The 16,600-nt window shown below is 65.9% G+C and carries 19 protein-coding genes; 7 read left to right on the forward strand and 12 right to left on the reverse strand.

The features are described from left to right. Positions 1-29: 29 nt before the first annotated feature. The 3 genes from acuI to C404_RS55990 all read right to left on the reverse strand — a co-directional run bounded on the left by acuI (position 30) and on the right by C404_RS55990 (position 3,232). Positions 30-1,046, reverse strand: coding sequence for an acrylyl-CoA reductase (NADPH) (gene acuI / locus C404_RS55980; RefSeq protein WP_021197418.1), 1,017 nt, complete (start codon positions 1,044-1,046; stop codon positions 30-32). Between the two features lie 85 nt (positions 1,047-1,131). Further along, positions 1,132-1,887 (reverse strand): DsbC family protein, encoded by a 756-nt coding sequence (locus tag C404_RS55985; RefSeq protein WP_021197419.1) that lies wholly within the window; start codon positions 1,885-1,887, stop codon positions 1,132-1,134. A 49-nt stretch (positions 1,888-1,936) separates the two neighbouring features. Continuing rightward, a complete protein-coding gene (locus C404_RS55990; RefSeq protein WP_021197420.1) occupies positions 1,937-3,232 on the reverse strand; it encodes a UbiH/UbiF family hydroxylase in 1,296 nt (431 codons plus the stop codon). Positions 3,233-3,599: 367 nt separating this feature from the next. Here C404_RS55990 and C404_RS55995 point away from each other — a divergent pair, with 367 nt between their 5' ends. Genes C404_RS55995 through C404_RS56005 form a run of 3 tightly spaced genes read left to right on the forward strand, consistent with a single transcriptional unit; the run spans position 3,600 to position 4,856 of the window. Then, positions 3,600-4,004: a hypothetical protein gene (locus tag C404_RS55995; RefSeq protein ID WP_031330165.1), complete on the forward strand. Its 405-nt coding sequence runs from the start codon at positions 3,600-3,602 to the stop codon at positions 4,002-4,004. Positions 4,005-4,014: 10 nt separating this feature from the next. After that, positions 4,015-4,359, forward strand: coding sequence for a hypothetical protein (locus C404_RS56000; protein ID WP_031330166.1), 345 nt, complete (start codon positions 4,015-4,017; stop codon positions 4,357-4,359). 29 nt (positions 4,360-4,388) lie between these two features. Further along, a complete protein-coding gene (locus C404_RS56005; RefSeq protein ID WP_021197423.1) occupies positions 4,389-4,856 on the forward strand; it encodes a lytic transglycosylase domain-containing protein in 468 nt (155 codons plus the stop codon). Positions 4,857-4,883: 27 nt separating this feature from the next. On the opposite strand, the gene C404_RS56010 is transcribed toward C404_RS56005, so the two are convergent. Then, positions 4,884-5,261: a flagellar protein FliT gene (locus C404_RS56010; RefSeq protein ID WP_021197424.1), complete on the reverse strand. Its 378-nt coding sequence runs from the start codon at positions 5,259-5,261 to the stop codon at positions 4,884-4,886. A 475-nt stretch (positions 5,262-5,736) separates the two neighbouring features. On the opposite strand from C404_RS56010, the gene C404_RS56015 reads away from it, so the two are divergent. The 4 genes from C404_RS56015 (at position 5,737) to ychF (ending at position 9,343) form a co-directional block, all read left to right on the forward strand. Beyond that, complete coding sequence (locus C404_RS56015; protein WP_021197425.1) at positions 5,737-6,339, forward strand: DUF1326 domain-containing protein; 603 nt, start codon at positions 5,737-5,739, stop codon at positions 6,337-6,339. 12 nt (positions 6,340-6,351) lie between these two features. Beyond that, positions 6,352-7,218, forward strand: coding sequence for a DUF2182 domain-containing protein (locus tag C404_RS56020; protein WP_021197426.1), 867 nt, complete (start codon positions 6,352-6,354; stop codon positions 7,216-7,218). A 17-nt stretch (positions 7,219-7,235) separates the two neighbouring features. Beyond that, positions 7,236-8,129, forward strand: a complete 894-nt coding sequence (locus C404_RS56025; RefSeq protein WP_031330167.1) for a DMT family transporter — start codon at positions 7,236-7,238, stop codon at positions 8,127-8,129. Between the two features lie 119 nt (positions 8,130-8,248). Next, the gene (gene ychF, locus C404_RS56030; protein ID WP_021197428.1) at positions 8,249-9,343 is read left to right on the forward strand and encodes a redox-regulated ATPase YchF; all 1,095 of its coding nucleotides are present in this window, start codon (positions 8,249-8,251) and stop codon (positions 9,341-9,343) included. A gap of 75 nt (positions 9,344-9,418) precedes the next feature. Here the strand turns inward: ychF and C404_RS56035 are convergent, their stop codons facing one another. The 8 genes from C404_RS56035 to C404_RS56065 all read right to left on the reverse strand — a co-directional run bounded on the left by C404_RS56035 (position 9,419) and on the right by C404_RS56065 (position 16,595). Beyond that, entirely contained in the window at positions 9,419-10,675 is a 1,257-nt protein-coding gene (locus tag C404_RS56035; RefSeq protein ID WP_021197429.1) for an MFS transporter, read from the reverse strand. 10 nt (positions 10,676-10,685) lie between these two features. After that, on the reverse strand, positions 10,686-11,408 hold the full coding sequence (locus C404_RS56040; RefSeq protein WP_021197430.1) for an amino acid ABC transporter ATP-binding protein: 723 nt from the start codon (positions 11,406-11,408) through the stop codon (positions 10,686-10,688). Next, complete coding sequence (locus tag C404_RS56045; protein ID WP_021197431.1) at positions 11,395-12,144, reverse strand: amino acid ABC transporter permease; 750 nt, start codon at positions 12,142-12,144, stop codon at positions 11,395-11,397. Before C404_RS56045 ends, C404_RS56040 begins: the two co-directional genes overlap by 14 nt. Before the next feature lie 86 nt (positions 12,145-12,230). After that, positions 12,231-13,007 (reverse strand): basic amino acid ABC transporter substrate-binding protein, encoded by a 777-nt coding sequence (locus C404_RS56050; protein ID WP_021197432.1) that lies wholly within the window; start codon positions 13,005-13,007, stop codon positions 12,231-12,233. Between the two features lie 132 nt (positions 13,008-13,139). Next, complete coding sequence (locus C404_RS60165) at positions 13,140-13,331, reverse strand: hypothetical protein (protein ID WP_152524498.1); 192 nt, start codon at positions 13,329-13,331, stop codon at positions 13,140-13,142. A gap of 24 nt (positions 13,332-13,355) precedes the next feature. Next, positions 13,356-14,867 carry a hypothetical protein gene (locus tag C404_RS56055; protein ID WP_021197433.1) on the reverse strand — a complete coding sequence of 504 codons (1,512 nt, stop codon included), beginning with the start codon at positions 14,865-14,867 and terminating at the stop codon, positions 13,356-13,358. 73 nt (positions 14,868-14,940) lie between these two features. After that, complete coding sequence (locus C404_RS56060) at positions 14,941-16,347, reverse strand: hypothetical protein (RefSeq protein ID WP_021197434.1); 1,407 nt, start codon at positions 16,345-16,347, stop codon at positions 14,941-14,943. After that, complete coding sequence (locus tag C404_RS56065) at positions 16,347-16,595, reverse strand: GlsB/YeaQ/YmgE family stress response membrane protein (protein WP_021197435.1); 249 nt, start codon at positions 16,593-16,595, stop codon at positions 16,347-16,349. Before C404_RS56065 ends, C404_RS56060 begins: the two co-directional genes overlap by 1 nt. Positions 16,596-16,600: the final 5 nt, after the last annotated feature.

Consider the following 16,600-nt stretch of genomic DNA (forward strand, 5'->3'; position numbering starts at 1 on the left):
CGAAATCGTCCGGAAACCAGTCTGTCAGCCTAACGGTTGACGTCCACAACCACGCGCCCGCGCATCTTGCCGGCCATGATGTCGTGCGCCGCATCAATGGCCTCCGAGAGCGTCACCTCGCGCGTGATGGCGGCCAGGCGATCGGGCAGCAGGTCAGTGGCCAGGCGCTGCCATGCCGTCTGGCGCAGCGCACGCGGCGCCATCACGCTGTCGATGCCGCACAGCGTCACACCGCGCAGGATGAATGGGGCGACGGTGGCCGGGAAATCCATCCCCTGCGCCAGCCCGCAGGCGGTAACCACGCCACCGTAACGCACCTGCGCGCAGGCATTGACCAGCGTGTGCGACCCCACCGAATCGACCACCGCAGCCCAGCGCTCCTTCTGCAGCGGCTTGCCGGGCGCGGACAGCTCGGCGCGGTCGATCACATCCGTCGCGCCCAGCGCCTGCAGGAAATCGGCCTCGCTCGTCTTACCGGTGGAGGCCACCACGCGGTAGCCCAGCTTGCCCAGCAGCGCGATGGCGATCGAGCCCACCCCGCCCGACGCGCCCGTCACCAGCACCTCGCCGTCGCCCGGTTTCACGCCGGCGCGCTCCAGCGCCAGCACCGACAGCATCGCCGTGTAACCCGCCGTGCCGATCGCCATGGCCTGCCGCGCATCGAGCCCCGCGGGCAGTGCGACCAGCCAGTCACCCGACAGGCGTGCGCGCTGCGCGAGGCAGCCCCAGTGCGCCTCGCCGACACCCCAGCCGTTGAGGATGACGGCATCGCCCGCCTTCCAATCCGGGTGCGAGGAATCGAGCACCACGCCCGCGCCGTCAATGCCAGCCACCATCGGCCACTTGCGCACGACGGGGCCACGACCGGTGATGGCCAGGCCGTCCTTGTAATTGATCGTCGACCAGTCCACGCGGATCAGCACGTCACCCGCGGTCACGTCGCTGGCCAGCGCTTCGGGCGTAGACAATGCCGCGTCCTCCAGGTCAACGATATGGGCCAGCGGCCCGCCATCCTGCTTTTCCAGCATCAGCGCGCGAAACGACATGAAGGTCTCCGATCGGGTTGTGATTGTTGTGATGTGAGTGCCCAAAGAAAAAGCGCCGGAAGAACCGGCGCTTTCATGGGGTGGCTTACGACTTCTTGAGCGCGGCGAACTTGCGCTCCAGCGTGGCCGCATCGATCAGGCCCGGGGCCCGCGAGCCGTCCGGGAAGATGATGGCCGGCGTGCCGGTCACGTTGAGCGACTGGCCGAGCTTCAGGTTGGCTTCCAGCGGCGTATCGCAGGTGCCGGCGCCGGACGGGGCGGTCTTGGCGGTCATCCAGTCGCGCCAGGCCTTGGCCCGGTCAGCCGAGCACCAGATCTGCTTGGACTTGGTGTTCGAGTCTTCCGACAGGATCGGGAACAGGAAGGTGTAGACGGTGATGTTGTCGACCTGCGTGAGCATCTGCTCCAGCTTGTGGCAGTACGGGCAGTTCGGGTCGGAGAACACGGCGATCTTGCGTGCGCCGTTGCCCTTGACCCACTTCACGGCGCGGTCCAGCGGCAGGTCGGACCACTTGATGCGGTTCAGCTCGGCCAGGCGCTCTTGCGTGAGGTTGGTGGCGGTCTGCGTGTCGAGCAGGTCGCCATTCAGGACGTAGCGGCCGGTGGCATCGGTATAGACGACCTGGCTGCCGAGGTTGATCTCGTACAGGCCGGCCAGCGGCGACTTCGCAACGCTCTTGATCTCCACATTGGAGCCCAGGGCCTTCTGCACGGTGGCCTTGACCTTGTCCAGTGCGGGCTCGGCGGCGCCCGCAGCCCCTGTCGTCAGCAGGTAACCCGCGCCAATGGCAGCCACAGTGACCGCCGAGGCGATGGCCGCCACCCGAATACGAAACGACATAAAAGCTCCAGAAACCCCGAGAAAAACGCAAACTCGCGCTGATACTGCCTCAGCCCAGCGCGTGCTTGATCAATAAGCGTTTGATAAATGGCGTCATCCCCACCAGCGCCAAGCCCGCATTGCGTACCGTGCGGGGCAGCGCGCCCGGCAGGGCGAACAGCTTGTGCAGACCATCCGTGGCGGCCGTGAGCGAAAGCAGGTCTTCGCGGCGGGCACGCTCGTAACGGCGCAACAACCTCAGATCGCCATGATCGCGCATGGTTTCACGTTCCGCCATCACCTTGCCAATTTCTGCGACATCGCGCAGACCCAGGTTCATGCCCTGCCCGGCCAGCGGATGGATCACATGGGCCGCATCGCCCACCAGCGCCACGCGCGGCGCAACCACCCGGCTAGCGTGCTGCAGGATCAGCGGAAAGCCCTGCGCGGGGGTGATGTTCGACAAACGCCCGAAGCGAGCGGCGATGGCGCCACCTGCGGCGGCCTCCACAGCGCGGCAGAGCGAGTCGGGCGACAGGGCGAGCAGTTCACGCGCGTGCGCTTCATCGGCGGACCACACCATCGAGACGCGGCGATCAGGCAACGGCAGCATCGCGAGGATCTCGCCGCGTGCGGGGGTGGCGTCGTCGGCTGCGGCAGCCTGCTCGGCGGAGGTGCCGAGAAACCACTGCCACGCGGTGTCCTGATGCCAGTGCTCGGCCTGGAAGTTGGCGACCACTCCCAGCTGGCGATACGGCTTCGCTTCGGCCTGGATGCCGGCCTGCTCGCGCACCCACGAATGCTTGCCGTCGGCACCGATCACGCATTCCGCGCGGATCACCTGCCCATCGGCCAGCGTGAGGCGCACAGCGTCGGCTTCCATTTCAAAGCCGGTGGCGGCATGCGGGAAGGTCTGCACGGTGTGGGCGAAGCGCAGCGCGGTTTCCAGTGCGCGCTCGACCAGCGACGATTCGGCAATCCACGCCAGTTGTGGCGCGCCGGCCGCATAGGCAGAGAAATGCAGATCGGAATGGCTGTGCTCGCCACGCGCGGCGGCGGCGTCGCCGAAGATACGCATGTCGTGCACCGGCTGCACGCGCGTCATGTCGAGCGCGGGCCAGATGCGCAACTGTTCCAGCAACGCCTGCGAACTGGACGAGAACGCGTAGACGCGGGCGTCCCAGGCATCGGGGCCGGTGGAAGCGGGCGACGGCGCGGGCGGCGCAACGAGCGCCACACGCAAGCCGATCTGCGCAAGCCGCAGCGCGCACGCGCGCCCGACGATACCGCCGCCAACCACCGCCAGATGGTAGGCCGGTGCCTCCTTGGAAGCCGCCTTGGGAGAGGAAAACGCGGGTGTATTCATGGTGCGCCGATTATAGCGGCGGGGGCCGACGCGACTTTGCCGCCGCGCAAATGTGTCACGGCAGGCACGCAACGCTGAAATGGGGTCGGTCGGTGTTTACGCCTAAGCACGTGCCGAGGTGCGTCTGAATCACTTATGAGGATTGCGACGCGGGGTGCATTTTTTCTGCCACACGAAGTGCCCCCAGCACCCCAAAAGTGGTCACGTCTTGGCATGTCCGCCAATCCGCAATGTGACGCCATTTCCACCTGAAAAACAGCGCTCAAGTCATCGCCCGGGATGGACGATAAAAGCCGGGCAGTTCGACGTTTTGACGTGCGCGACCCGCCGATAGAGTGCGGGTCCGATCCATGGATTCCTGATCGCCATGTGGACTCTCTCCCATATGACACCGTTGCCCAGGCTGATTGCCGGTGCCGCATTACTGGCGCTGGTTGGCTGCGCACAGTTGCAGACGCAGACGCACACAACGGCCACGCCCAACGCCCGCACCGCACCGGCAGGCGAGGTCATGAGCTTCACCATCCCGCCCGATGCACTGGGTGCGCATGACCCGCAACTGACCGCCGTGCTGACCAAGGCCGGCGCGCTGGCTGCCGCGCAGAAGCGCCCGGCGACGATCCAGGTTGCTGCGCTGGCGCAGGATTTCCGCTACCTGAACCAGGCGCTGTGGAATGGTGTGCCTGCGCAGCGTGCCAGTTACGTCCACCTGGAAAACCTGACCGTCAACGCCAGCCAGCCGTATGGCGTAACGATCCGCACGCAGGATTAAGAGGAATGTCATGCGTATGACCCATCTACTCTTTCCACTGACCGTCGGCCTGCTGGCCGTGCCGGCATCTGCATTCGCCGCACCGCCCGATTCTCTGATGCCGGCAACGGCGGCGGCCGCGGCGGCTGACAAGGTCTATCCGCCCCTGCCCTCGCTGGCGATGCTGCCGCCAGGCGGTGGTGGTAGCGAAATCGAGCCAGCGCCCGCTGCGCGCACGCGTGGCAGCAAGCGCAAGGCCACCTTGGTCCAGGTGCGCAAGGCAGCCGAGCCGGTGCCGCGCATGGTGGTGTCGGAGGCGACGCACACGTATCTGGCCGGCATCGAGCACCAGCTCGAAGCGGCCCTGCAGAAGTAACCACCCAACGATCGCACGCCGGAGCCGCCATGCATGCCACCCACACCCTTCGCTTGATCTGGGGACAACTTGGCGCGGCGCTGCTGCTGGCGCTGTGCAGCTTTGCCGCACATGCCGCGAGCGATTGCTTCGAGCAGGCCGGCGCCTACCAGGGCGTCAACCCGACGGTGCTGCGCGCGATCGTGTGGTTTGAATCGAAGGGCGATGCGAATGCCGTGCACCGCAACGCCGACGGCTCGGTCGACATCGGCCAGGCGCAGATCAACTCGATTCATTTCAGTACGTTGGCGCGCTACGGGGTGCCGCGCCACGCGCTGACCGATGCCTGCGTCAACGTGTTTGTGGCGGCCTGGCTGCTCAAGCAAAAGATGGTTCGCCACGGAAACACGTGGCGCGCGATCGGGGCGTACCACTCCGAAACACCGGCGCAACGCGATTCCTACGCGCGCAGCATCCAGCGTGTGCTGGTGTCGTGGGGGGAGTTGCAGCCCCGCTGATCGGCTAGCTGCCGATCGTCTTTCTTCTCAGTAGTAAGAGACGGTGGCGTACGCCTGACGTGCGCCGATCGAGCGGCGTTCACCGCTGACCAGGCGCATCAGTTCATCCTGGCGCGGGCAGACCAGCGCACGCACGCGGGCGTCGTTGGCCAGAATGCGCATCATCAGGTCGCGCTTGCGTTGCAGCTCTTCGCGCGACAAGGCCGGGCGCTGGGCGTGGCCCAGGCGTTCCATGTAGACCGCGCATTCGCGCTCCAGCGCGCTCACGCCGTCCCAATCGCCCATCTCGGCCGCCACGACCATCTCCGCGGACAGGGTGGCGATCGCCTCATAGCTGGCGAACAGGCTGTCGTTGCTGGCGACCACGTGGGTCGGGCGGGCGGCGGTGGTAACGGTCCAGGACATGCTGTGCTCCCCATTCAGATTTGTTGTTTGGGGCACGACATTGCAATAGGCATGCCCGGTCCGGGTGGCACCGGTTTTTGCTGGGCGAAAATTGGCCAAAAGCCTTATCCAGCCTGGGTTGACGGGCCGGCTGGGGACTTCCCTACCCCCTTGCCGTCCCCCACCCTGGATGGGGTTTTGCGCAAAGTTGTTACGTTTCTGGAACGTCACGCGTAACGGCCCCGTAACGCGTTTTCAGCCCACGCCCCAGGCCCGCCGGGAATCGTCTTGCGTACCCGATGTGGCTTCCTAGAATTTGACAGTGGCGCGCCGCAGACGGATTGCGGGGCCGCTTTCGTCCGCTTGTCTTCGATACGGCCGGCTGCCTGCCTGCCCGTTTCCGACCCTCCATCCGGGCCAAGCCCTGACAACGTCTGCCCCGACCGATTGCCGTGGCCGTGCGCGCATTCGTCAACCACGTCGGATGGAGGAAACCATGTCCTATCACCTGGAAGGCAGGCTGCTCGAAGTCTGCAATTGCCGCGTTCTATGCCCGTGCTGGATCGGCGAAGACCCCGATTTCGGCACCTGCGACACCATCATCGCGTGGCACATGGACAAGGGCGCGATCGACGGTGTCGACGTGTCCGGCTGCACCGTCGCCGCCGTCGCTCATGTCCCGGGCAACATCCTGGAAGGCAACTGGACGGCGGCGATCTTCCTCAACGACTCCGCCTCGGATGCGCAGGAGAAGGCGCTGCTCAAGGTCTACACCGGCCAGGCCGGCGGGCCGATTGCCGAACTCGCCAAGCTGATCGGCAAGGTCGTCTCGGTCGAGCGCGCACCGATCACGTTCGACATCATGGGCGCCAAGGGCACGCTCAAGATCGGCGCCGACTACTACGCCGAACTCGAACCGTACGTGAGCCCGACCGGCAGGCAGACCACACTGTCGGACACGGTGTTCTCGACCGTGCCCGGCGCGCCGGTATTCGTGGGCAAGGCGCCGGTCTACCGCTCGAAAAACCCGGACATCGGCATCAACGTCGACCTCCAGAACCACAACGCGCTGCAGAGTACGTTCCTGTTTGACGCTTGAGCGGTGGCGACCATGCGCGTTGCCGCATCGCGCCACCAACGCGTCTTCCTGCCGGTGCTGGCCGGCCTGGTGACGCTTGCGTGGCTCACGCTGTGGCTGTGGGCGCGCAGCCCGTATGGCCGCTATCTGGATCACGGCGACTGGACGGCCTCCGGCCCGGCGGCGTGGCTGTGCCGGGTGGTGCCGGCCGGTTCGCTCGTCGTGCCGGCAGCGCTCTACGCATTGGCCTGGACGCTGATGATCCTGGCGATGATGCTGCCGACCACGTTGCCGCTGTTCCAGGCGTTTGACCGCGTCGTTGCGGGGCGGGTGGATCGCCAGCGCCTGCTGGTGCTGCTGGGCGTGGGCTATCTGGCTGCCTGGAGCGCGTTCGGCCTGCTGGTGCTGCTGGGCGTGGGCTATCTGGCTGCCTGGAGCGCGTTCGGCCTGCTGGCGCATGGGCTGCATGCGGTATTGCTCGCCGGGGTGGCGCGGGTACCGCTGCTGGGCTGGTATGGCTGGCTGATCGGCGCGGCCACGCTGGCGGGTGCCGGTGCCTTCCAGTTCAGCACGCTGAAGACTCGATGCCTCGACCAGTGCCGCTCGCCGCTGAGCTTCGTCATCAGCCGTTGGCACGGCCCCGCGCCGCAACGGCAGGCGTTCCTGCTGGGCCTGCGCCACGGGCTGTTCTGCGTGGGGTGCTGCTGGGCGCTGATGCTGCTGATGTTCGTGGTGGGCGCGGGCAGCCTCGGCTGGATGCTGGTGCTGGCCGCCGCCATGGCCATCGAGAAGAACGTTGCGTGGGGGCGGCGGTTGTCTGCGCCGTTGGGCGTGGCGCTGCTGGCGGGCGCCGCCGTGCTTGCGGCAACGCACCTCTGGGGCGCAGCGCCCATCGCGTGATGGCCACCATGGATGCCATGGATACCACCAACGACGGCCAGTTCGCCCTGCGCACGGTGGTGCTCACCAGCATCGCCATGGTGGCGTTTGCCGCCAACTCGCTGCTGTGCCGGCTGGCGTTGCAGCATGCGGCCATTGATGCGGCGAGCTTCTCCTGCATCCGGCTGGTGTCGGGGGCGATCACGCTGGCCATCCTCGCGCGGTTCAACGCCGGCCGGGCACCAGAAGCCCGCACGGATTGGACCGCCGCGGCCATGCTGTTCGCTTACGTCGCCCTCTTCTCGTTCGCGTATCTCACCCTCAGCGCGGGCACGGGCGCGCTGATCCTGTTCGGCGCGGTGCAGCTCACCATGCTGGGCGCAGGCCTGACTGCGGGCGAGCGGTTCGAGCCGCTCGGCTGGCTGGGTTTTGCGCTGGCGCTGGGCGGCCTCGTCTATCTGGTATCGCCCGGTGTGACGGCACCGACGCCGCTGGGCGCCGCACTGATGACCGTGGCCGGTGTGGCCTGGGGCGTGTATTCGCTGCGTGGGCGCGGGCTCGACAATCCGCTGGGCGCCACCGCCGGCAACTTTCTGCGGGCCGCACCCATGGCCGTCGCCTTGAGTGTCGTGCTGGTCGCCCGCGCGCATGCCAGCCCGGCTGGGATCGCGCTGGCGCTGGCCTCCGGCGCACTCACGTCGGGCATCGGCTATGTGATCTGGTATGCCGCTCTGAAGGGGCTGTCGGCGATCCGCGCGGCGGCGGTGCAACTGTCGGTGCCGCCCATTGCAGCATTCGGCGCGGTGCTGTTCCTGGCCGAGCCGCTCACGCCAAGGCTGGCAACGGCCTCCGCCGCCATCCTGGGCGGGATCGCCCTGGTGCTGGCGAGCCGTACACAGCGCAAGCGGAACGAGGCGGCGTCGCAGGGCTAGACCCCATCCGGAGCGGTTACAATCACGCCTTTCCGTGAACGACGCGCCCAGCTCTGTTTCCGCTGTGCTGCCGCCTTCCCCCGCGTCACGTAACCCCTTGATTTAGAGCCTTTTTCACCATGAGCCTCCAATGCGGCATCGTCGGTCTGCCGAACGTCGGCAAGTCGACCCTGTTCAATGCCCTGACCAAAGCCGGCATCGCCGCCGAGAACTACCCGTTCTGCACGATCGAACCCAACGTGGGCGTGGTGGAAGTGCCGGACGCGCGTTTGGCCGCGCTGGCCGAGATCGTCAAGCCCGAGCGCGTGCTGCCGGCGGTGGTCGAGTTCGTCGACATTGCAGGCCTGGTGGCGGGCGCATCCAAGGGGGAAGGCCTGGGCAACCAGTTCCTCGCCAACATCCGCGAAACCGACGCCATCACCCACGTGGTGCGCTGCTTCGAAGATGACAACGTGATCCACGTGGCCGGCAAGGTTGACCCGATCGCCGACATCGAAGTCATCAACACCGAACTGGCCCTCGCTGACCTGGCTACGGTGGAAAAGGCGCTGCAGCGCTACACCAAGGCCGCCAAATCGGGCAACGACAAGGAAGCAGCCAAGCTGGTCGCCGTGCTGGAAAAAGCGCAAAAGGTGCTGGACGAAGCCAAGCCGGTGCGCGGCCTGAGCCTGACCGATGAGGAATGGGCGACGATTAAGCCGCTGTGCCTGATCACGGCCAAGCCGACCATGTACGTGGCCAACGTGCGCGAAGACGGCTTCGAAAACAACCCGCACCTGGATGCCGTGCGCAACTACGCCGCGCAGACGAATTCACCGGTGGTGGCCGTGTGCGCCGCCATCGAAGCCGAAATCGCCGACCTGGACGACGCTGACAAGGCCGAATTCCTGGCCGACATCGGCATGGACGAGCCGGGCCTGAACCGCGTGATCCGCGCGGCGTTCAAGCTGCTGGGCCTGCAGACGTACTTCACGGCTGGTGTGAAGGAAGTGCGCGCCTGGACGATCCACATTGGCGACACCGCCCCGCGCGCCGCTGCCGCCATCCACACGGACTTCGAACGCGGCTTCATCCGCGCCCAGACGATTTCCTACGACGACTTCATCCAGTTCAAGGGTGAACAAGGCGCCAAGGAAGCCGGCAAGATGCGCGCCGAAGGCAAGGAATACATCGTCAAGGATGGCGATGTGTTGCACTTCCTGTTCAACGTCTGACCAGGCAAACGCAACGAAAAAGCCCCGCAATGCGGGGCTTTTTTCATGGGCAACGCACGCACTCATGGTTTGCTGTCAGCCCAACTCCGCACCCTTCAGCTCAGGGATGAGGAAGAACGTCGCCAGCATGTCCAGCACATAGATGCCGGCCAGCAGCGCAATCGCCACCTGAAACGAATACGCCGCCGCCAGGCTGCCGATCGCCACCGGGCCAAACCCACCGATGGCACGGCCAATGTTGAACAGCACGTTCTGCGCAGTGGCTCGGGCCGCCGTCGGATACGCCTCGGAGATGAGCGCGCCGTAGCCGCCGATCATGCCGTTGACGAACATGCCCATGAGCGCGCCGGCCCAGAGCATCGTCACCGGATCGGTCAGCTGCGCATAGGTCAGCACCATCGCCACGGCACCCGCCTGGAAGATCAGGAACGTCGGCTTGCGCCCGATGCGGTCGGCCAGATGACCGAACACCACGATGCCGGCCATCATTCCGAGGATCGTGACGGAGGTCCACACCGCAGACTTGGTGAGCGAGAAACCCAGCGTCTTGCCCAGGTAGGTGGGCAGCCAGATCATGATGCCGTAGTAGCCGAAGTTCTGGACGGCGCAGAGGATGACGATGCCCAGGCTGGTGCGTGTGGTGCGGGCATCGACCACCAGCAGCCGGAAGGCATTGGGCTTCGGGCGCGCGGCATCCACGTGGCGGACGAAGACGACCGGCTCATGCAGCGTCTTGCGGACCAGCCAGGCCACCAGCGCAGGCGCCATCCCCAGCACGAACATGCCACGCCAGCCGATAACCGGCAGCAGCATCGGCGTGAGCAACGCCGCCAATAGCACGCCCGACTGCCAGCCCAGCGCCACATACGAAGACACCCGCGCCCGCTTGTGCGCGGGCCACGCTTCGGCCGCCAGTGCCATGCCGATCCCGAATTCGCCGCCCAGGCCGATCCCGGCGATGGTGCGATAGACCAGCAGATCGCTGAAGCCTTGGGCAAAGGCACACAGGCCCGTGAACACGGCAAACAGCACGATGGTCCAGGTGAGCACGCGCACGCGGCCGTAGACGTCGCTCAACGCGCCGAACACGATGCCGCCGGCCACCGCGCCGATCAGCGTCCAGGTCACCAGAGCGCCGGACTGGCTCGGCGTCAGGGCCAGCGCCGCGCTGATGGCGGGCAGCATGAAGCCCAGAATCAGCAGATCAAAACCGTCCATCGCATAACCGATGGTCGAACCGGCCAACGCTTTCCAGGCGTAGGCCGAGGTCTGCGTGGGATGCGACGCCGCGGTACCGGCGCCAGCGGGCGATGCGCTTGCGTTCGCGTCCATCAGGTCGCTCCTACAACACCTTGCGCAGGAATTCGCGCGTGCGCTCGTGCTTGGGCGCCGTGAAAATCTGCTCCGGCGCCCCCTCTTCCATGATCACGCCCTGGTCGATGAAGAACACGCGGTCCGATACTTCCCGCGCGAAGGCCATTTCGTGCGTGACGACCACCATCGTCATGCCCTCCTCGGCCAGCGACTTCATCACCTCCAGCACCTCGCCGACGAGTTCCGGGTCCAGCGCAGACGTGGGTTCGTCGAACAGCATCACGGTGGGCGACATCGCCAGCGCGCGGGCGATGGCCACGCGCTGCTGCTGGCCGCCCGAGAGCTGGCTCGGGTGCGCATCGATCTTGTCGAGCAGGCCGACCTTGCGCAGCAGTTGCTCGGCCACGATGACGGCCTCGTCGCGCTTCATGCGGCGCACCTGCATGGGTGCGAGCACGAGGTTGTCGAGCACCGACATGTGCGCAAACAGGTTGAAGCGCTGGAACACCATGCCCACGCTGGCGCGCATCTTGTTCAGGTCGGTCTTCGGGTCTTCCACGTGGAAACCGTTGACCAGCACCTCGCCGCCCGAGACGGTTTCCAGCCCGTTCAGGCAGCGCAGGAAGGTGCTCTTGCCCGAGCCCGACGGGCCGATCACGCACACCACTTCGCGCTCTTCGATGCGGCAGGTGATGCCGCGCAGCACGTGCGTATTGCCGTACTGCTTCTGCAGGTTGTTAACGACGATCATTCTTGCCGTACCTCGCTTCCAGATGTTGAACCCCGGCCGACAAGACCAGCGTGATTGCCCAGTAGATGAGCGAGATCGTCAGATACGGCTCCCAGTAGCGCGCATACGCGCCCGACACGGTGCGTGCGGCATAGGCCAGTTCCGCCAGGCCGATCGCCGAGGCCAGCGACGAATCCTTGACGATGGCGATGGCGTTGTTGCCCAGCGGCGGCAGCATGCGGCGAAACGCCTGCGGCAGCACCACGCGGCGCAGCGTCTCCATGTACGTCATGCCCAGCGAGCGCGCCGCCTCGGCCTGGCCGCGATCGATCGACTGGATGCCGGCGCGGAAGATTTCCGACACATACGCGCCCGCGTTGAGCGAGATGGCGAGCACCGCCGACGTGAACGCGCCGTATTGCTGCCGCACATCGCGCGCCAGCTCACCGCTGATGAGCCAGCCATCTGCCGGGTTGATGAGCAACGGCATCAGCGCAAAGTGGATCAGCAGGATCTGCACGAACAGCGGCGTGCCGCGAAAGAAGCTGACATAGAAGCGCACCGGATATTGCACCGCGTAGCGCAGGAAATACTTGTAGAAGCCATGGCGCGCCTCGGCCAGCCGGCCAACGCCGAGCACCAGCCCGAGCAACGTGCCGGCGATCACGCAGATCACCGTGCACTTGAGCGTCATCAGCGTGCCCTCGACGAAGAGCGGCAGATATTCGCCGATGATGTTCCACTGGAACCCACCCATGGAGACCACCTTTTTTATTGGAGCAACAGAATGAAACGAGCCGGCAATGCCGGCTCCGGGAAAAAACGCGTGGTGCGCAATCGCGCTTATTGCTGCGGCAGCATCGGCACGTTGTCGTCAAACCAGTGCTTGTAGATTTTGGCGTAGGTGCCGTCGGCAACGACCTTCTTCAGGCCGGTGTTGATCTGGTCGAGCACCACCTTGTTGCCCTTCTTGACCGCGATGCCGAAATACTGCGGCTTGAACTTCGCGTCGGAAACCAGGCTGAATGGCTTTTCCGGGTGGCTCTTGATGTAGAACTTGATCACGCCCACATCGCCCACCGCCGCATCGACACCGCCACGGTACAGCTCTTCGAGCATCAGCGGCGTGTTGTCGAAGCGCTTGATGGCCGAGCTGGTGCGGCCCAGTTCTTCGGAGACGGCCGTGTCACCGGCGCTCGATGCCACCACGCCAACCTGGCGCTTCTTCAGGTCTGCCAGACCGGCGATCTTGGCGTTCGGCGCGGTGATGATCACCTGGCTGGCCGGAAAGTACGGCGCGGAAAAATCGACCATCTGCTTGCGCTGGTCGGTAATGGTGAGGCCCGAAATGATGATGTCGCGGTCGCCCTGGTTGAGCGCGGCAAAAATACCCTCAAACGGTGAGTTGACCAGCTTGACGTTGAAGCCGCCAGCCTTGCCAATCGCCTTGATAAGGTCGATGTCGAAACCGGTCAATTCCTTCTGCGGGGTTTCGAACTCGAACGGGCGGTAGGTGCCGCCTGCGCCAACGATGTAGGTGGGCTCCGCCGATGCGCCGTGCGGTGCCATGGCGAGGGTGGTCAGAACAGCGGCGGCCATGACGAAGCGCTTGATCAACATGTTGAATCTTCCCGGCGGGTGTGGTGAACAGGGCGCTGATGATACTCCTCCGTCTGCCGCGCAAACATGCGGGTCGGCCATAGTTGGCGCGCCGGGAAGGTGCCGCAGATGGGGCGGGAGCCGGCGTCTGCGTTACCGCCACGTGCTGGCGCAAGTCAAACGGCATCCAGCGGGCATGGCGACATTGAGGTGATTAAGCATCACTTTTTTACAGGCAATGCGGGCCGATACGGCAGCTTCGGCGACATGCTGCACGTCTTTTTCAAGGTCTGATCCGGCAGGCGCAACGAAAACAGCCCCGCGTTGCGGCGGGGCTGTTTTCATGTCCGGCGATCGGGGCGACGGCGACTAGCGCAGGCCGTAGCCGTAGACGCGCTTGTCCGAACTCTCGTACCAGTTGCCCTTGGACCAGAACACCTCGTCGCGTGCCGCGTCGAAGCCGGCCACGCCCAGGTAGCCCGGGATCGCCAGACGATGCCAGGAGCGCCCCCAGTCGCGCGAGTAAAACACCGCATCGCCCGAGATCTGGGCGCCGTCTGCAGACCAGGGGTAGATCCACTTCGGCACATGGTGGGTGCCGCTCACATTGGCCACCAGCGTCTCCTGCCCCGCCCAGAAGCCGCGCGTGTACACGCTGGCCGATAGCGGATCGAACGATGTGGGCAGGCTGCCCTGCTCGTTCCAGGCCAGGGTGGCGGTATCGAGCAGCGCCACCTGCGTGCGCTTGTCGCCGGCATGGTCGATCAGGCCGATCACACGGCCTGCGGGGTTGCGGTAGACCGTATCAACCCAGGTGTCTTCCAGGCGTTGAGGCGCACCCACCTGCCAGTGGCCGTCGACACGACGCAGTTCAGCGCGGCTGGTCACCAGCATGGCGCCGGCGTAGTACGCGCTGTCGGGCCGGCTATAGCGGAAGCGCTGCGAGACCCAGAGCACGGCACGCTGGGCATCGAGCTGCACGACCTGTGCATGCACCTCACCCTCGACCGCCTCGGCGCCGGAGCCCCACTCCACGCCCGACGGCGCCTTGCCGCGCACGTGATCCACGCTGACCAGCATCGACTGGGGAACCGGCACGCGCTGCGCGGTCTTGCCGCTGTCGCTGGAGTAGAACAGCGCCACAGCGCGGCCTGCGTCCGGCGCGGGATTGTCTGCGCCAGCCGCTGCCGGGGCCTCTGCATCGAAGGCCAGACCATCACCCGAACCCACGCTCCACAGCTCCTGCGCGCCGAACCCGCTCAGCTTGAGCGCCCAGGCAGAAACATTGGTGGTGTCCATGAACCCCGCGCGTTGCCAGGTCCAGGTCTTGCCCTGGTCGTCGCTGCGGAACACGGCGGTCTGCTGGATGCCGTCGCCGCTGGCAGAGGCCGGGCGGTCCTGGCTCGTGAGCAGATAGAGCGTGCGCCCGTCGGGAGTGGTCTGCAGGCAGGTGGTGCCGCTGACGGTGGCCACCAGTTCGAACTGGCCCTGCGCGTTCAGGTGCGAGAGAAAGGAGGTTGTCCGCTCGCGCGTGCCGCGCGTGCCCATCGGCTCATCGCCGTTGGCGTCGGTGGTGGCCTTGTCGTGCAGCAGTGCATCGATGCTGACAGGGTGGGTATCGCCGGGCACCACATCGCGCGAGCCCTCATAGCTGCCGAGCAGCCAGGTCGACTGCGGCGTGACGGTCACGCCGGTGCACATCTGCTCCATGCCGCGCTGCTCGACAAAGGCGACGGCGCCCAGCGTACGCTGGTTGGGGCTGGCGCCGCCGATCTCGAACTTGGCCATGGTGATCTTGCCCATGTACCAAGCCGGCGCAGCCAGCAGGATGACGAGCCCGACGCGGCGCAACGTCTTGTTGGAGAAACGGGAGCGGAGCATGGTTGGCGCGCCTTGTGCAAAGCGCGCCACGATAGCAAAGCCATGTTAACGGCGGTTAACCACGCTCGGCCCTCTAACGTCGCACCACCTGTGGCTGAATGCCCTCTCCGCACCAGTTGGCCCGCATGCGGCGGCCATCGCGCAGGTCGATCACCGTGTCGAACTCGGTCGACTGCCGCGGGTTGGCAAATAGGTAGCGGTAGCGCGTGTTCTCGAATGCGATCTTGAAGCCAGCAGGCACCTGGGCATCTGGCAGGCGTTTCATCGGACCGAAACGTGACACACCATCGCGCTCAGGCGTGGCGAGATCGGACACCTGACCGCACAGCGGGCCACTGCCGCGCTCCAGATCATGCAGCGAGATAAAGCCGGTCTCGTCGACGAGGTAACCGGCGACGGGCCCGCTCAGGCGGCCCGTGTAGCGGAGGTCGACCACGGCATCGCCCACGGCCGAACCCATTTTCTCGAGCTGGAACACGCGATGGCCGCCGATGCCCAGCAGTTCGTCACTGTCGGCGAGCTGGAAGTAGGCGAAGTCCGGCGCGTTGCGGATGTGCATGACCTTGTAGATCTCGCCGAAATACACGATGTCATTGCCGCTGCGCGCGATGCGGAAGTTCGATGCCGTGGTGTTGCGCACGAGTTCATTGCGACATTTCAGCTCGGGCAGCCCCGGCACCGGGCAGGTCGACGGCAGCATCTGGAACGAAGCCGCACGCACCCCGTCCAGCGGCTTGCCCTTCACAAAGATGTGCTGGCCGTCGCTGATCACGTTGGAGTACAGCGGCTGCGCAAAAGCCAGGACGATCAGGTTGGGGCGCACGTCGGGACGCGGCTTGATGCCGTCCAGTGCATCGATCTCATAGACCCGGCCACCGTTGACGGCGAAGGTCTCGTCAAACACCGTCACCGGCCCCGGCACCATGCCCGGCACGGGCGTCTCGTCGTGGTAGATGCGCGTGTGGTCCCGGGCCCAGGCGGCATCAGCAGCCGCGCCCTCCGGCGTGAAGACCTGGAAGCTGGCTGCATCCGCACCGGCAATCGGCGAGGTGTAGGAGAACACCGTGCGACCATCGGTCGCATAGCCCTGACCGAGCGGGCGCAGGCTCGTGCCGTTCGGTGTCAGCCGGTAGTAGTTGCGGGCCTCCGACACCGCGTTGCGCTGGAGCGGCCCGGGAATCAGGCATGACGGGTTGAACGCCGGCCCGCCGCCGGCGCACGCACGTGACGTGTTCACATCGGTGGTAATGAAGTAGCCCTGGCCATCGATCACGCCAAAACGGTCGCTGCGCATCTCGATCGCATGCTTGCGGCAAGCGTTGGTGCGCTCTGGCCGCAGATCGGAGATGGATTGCCCAGGCTTGGCGGGCGGATACCAATACTCGGTACAACTGCGCACCGTATAGGCCAGTCCGGCCACCGGCAGCCCCAGCAACATCGCGCCGATGGCGAGCAGACCGGCCCGCCATGCACGCCGCATCAGCGGCCGCCCCGCAGCAAACCCCACGCGGCCGGCACCACCATCGCGCCGATCACCGCCGCCGTCCACGCCATGATCTGCCCGTCGGCATACAGGTGCGCGAACTGGCCGCCGTAGTAGCCAACCAACGCGCCGATCACGCCAGCCAACAACGCAGCCAGCCAGCCGAGGCGTTTGCCGCCCGGATACAGCCAACGCGCCGCAGCGCCCACTGCCAGCCCGATCCATAGCGGCGCGATCCACCCCATTTGCC

The organism is Ralstonia sp. AU12-08, assembly GCF_000442475.1.
Lineage (GTDB): Bacteria > Pseudomonadota > Gammaproteobacteria > Burkholderiales > Burkholderiaceae > Ralstonia > Ralstonia insidiosa.